Origin of the sequence: uncultured Agitococcus sp., assembly GCF_937920075.1 — a bacterium.
Lineage (GTDB): Bacteria > Pseudomonadota > Gammaproteobacteria > Pseudomonadales > Moraxellaceae > Agitococcus.
Genome location: NZ_CALETI010000082.1, coordinates 1 through 2420 on the forward strand (window position 1 = coordinate 1; position 2420 = coordinate 2420).

Annotated in this window: 2 protein-coding genes; one reads left to right on the top strand and one right to left on the bottom strand. The window is 40.2% G+C overall.

Annotation, left to right across the window (positions count from 1 at the left end; translation table 11 throughout):
- Window positions 1–170: 170 nt before the first annotated feature.
- On the top strand, window positions 171–992 hold the full coding sequence (suhB, locus tag Q0212_RS03170) for an inositol-1-monophosphatase (protein WP_297922102.1): 822 nt from the start codon (window positions 171–173) through the stop codon (window positions 990–992).
- A gap of 50 nt (window positions 993–1042) precedes the next feature.
- Here the strand turns inward: suhB and Q0212_RS03175 are convergent.
- A partial coding sequence (locus tag Q0212_RS03175; protein ID WP_297922105.1) for a calcium-binding protein occupies window positions 1043–2420 on the bottom strand: 1378 nt, incomplete at its 5' end.

The window sequence follows — 2420 nt, forward strand, 5'->3', positions numbered from 1 at the left end:
GCTATAATTTGCAACTCAATTGTGGATTATTATCCTATTTACTTAGGACTTACGCAGTTATCGCTTATTTGTTCACATTTCAACCGTCATCAATGGTTTTATGTTCACAAAACGCGCTAATTTCAATGAAATGCATAAGTCCTGTTACTGTTCTTTAAGAGTTAACCTCCATGCAACCGATGCTTACCATGGCCGTTCGCGCCGCTAAACAAGCAGGCGAGCTTATAGCCAAAGCTGCCCAGCAATTACAATTTGTTGATGTTGAAGTTGAAGCCAAAGGCATTAACGACTTTGTAACTCGTGTTGATCGCGATGCTGAGCGTTTAATTATTGAAAACCTACGCAAAGCCTACCCTATTCATGGCTTTCAGGGTGAAGAATCAGGTTTAATCGAAGGCCAAGGTGTTGGTAAAGATTGGTTATGGATTATTGATCCTTTAGATGGCACAACAAACTTTATTCACGGTTTTCCTCAATATGCCGTAAGTATTGCGGTTCAATATAAAGGCCAAACCGAACACGCGGTTGTTTATAACCCAATTACTGAAGAATGCTTTAGTGCCAGTCGTGGTCATGGCACAACTTTAAATGGTCGTCGCTTACGTGTGACTCAACGTAAAAACTTAGATGGTGCATTAATTGGCACAGGTTTTCCGTTCCGCCCCGATCAACATAGCTATTTAGATTCTTATTTAAGTGCTTTTAAAGCGGTTGCTTTACAAACTGCAGGTTTACGCCGCGCAGGTGCAGCATCTTTAGATTTAGCTTTTGTTGCCGCAGGTCGTTTGGATGGCTTTTTTGAATTAGGTTTAGCACCGTGGGATATGGCCGCTGGTGACCTATTGATTCGTGAAGCAGGTGGTATGGTGTGTGATACTGCGGGTGGCCATGATTACTTAAAATCAGGCAATATCGTTGCGGGTAACATTAAAATTATGAAAGCCTTAGTGACTACTATTGCGCCACATTTACCAGAATATATGCGTCGTTAAGCATAATTTTGCTAAAAGACCCTCCTTTTTTAAGGGAGGGTTAGAAAGAATTACCAACTCGCTAAAATAATACTATCTAAAGCATTATGTTGTGCCGTGGTTAAGCTGGTTTGTCCTATAGCTGGCATAGTAAAGCTGGCCATCGCATCAACAAGATTTTGCACTTCAGCTTCTAGTAATACTTTGCCATCAGCCAGTTGTACACTATCAAGACGCTTATTGGCATCACTATACCAATTTTGTATTTTGGCACTGTTATTAGTACCAATAATGGATACCTCTAAGTCGTTTCCTAATTTGCGTAACCATACTTGATCGGCATTAATGCCTGCACTTATTAATAATTTATCATTACCATTGCTAGTATCTGTATTATTAATTAGGTCTCGGCCTGAATTGAGATTTAACAAATAGGTATCGTTACCTGTGCCTCCCACTAAGGTATCAAAGCCTAAACCACCTTCTAGTGTGTCGTTGCCTACTCCACCATTAAGGCTGTCATTTCCTGCACCACCACTCAACAAATTATTGCCATTGTTACCATAAATAGTATTGTTTAAGTCGTTACCTGTGCCTGATAAGCCTGCAATACCTGTTAAAAATAATTGTTCAACATTAGCAGTAAGGGTGTAACTGATGGTGCTATTAACTTTGTCTATACCCTGATTGGTTAGTTCTGTAACAACATCGCCTAGATTATCGACATAATAAACATCATCCCCCAAACCACCTTCTAAGGTATCTGCACCGCCTTTACCTTGTAGCGTGTCATTTCCTGCACCACCGATTAATAAATTGGCAAAATTGTTGCCGTTTAGCGTGTTATCTAGCTCATTACCAACCCCATTAATTGCACCACCTGAGTTTTCTAAATTAAGGCGTTCGACATTAGCTGTTAAGGTATAGGTGATAAAACTATTGATGGAATCATAACCTTCATTGGCAAATTCAATAACGACATCGGCAATATCTTGTACGGTAAACGTGTCATTTCCTGTACCACCATACATTACATCTGCACCGTTGCCTCCATTTAAGGTATCTCCACCTGCTCCACCGTTTAGGGTGTCATTACCATCGCCTGCTAATAAACGGTTGTTGCCTGTATTACCTTGTAGCGTATTATCGGCACTGTTACCAATGCCTGATAAGTTAGCTGTGCCTGTGAGGGTTAAGTTTTCTAAACTGGGTAGTAAAACATAACTTACTGAGGCTTGTACGGTATCTATGCTGTTGTTACCTGTGGGTTCTTGAATCAAATCACGAGAGTTATTAACAATATAAGTGTCGTTCTCTTTGCCACCTTGTAATGTATCGTTGCCTTCTGTACCAACAATGACAGAGGTTTTTGGCAATAGTTGTAAAATGGCTGTTTTATCTAGCACTACACCGCCATCTAAACTGAGTTGATAACTTGCTTGATTGTTG

Bases quoted from the DNA above. Each gene is read 5' to 3' on its own strand.
- suhB (WP_297922102.1), top strand. From the start codon at position 171: ATGCAACCGATGCTTACCATGGCCGTTCGCGCCGCTAAACAAGCAGGC.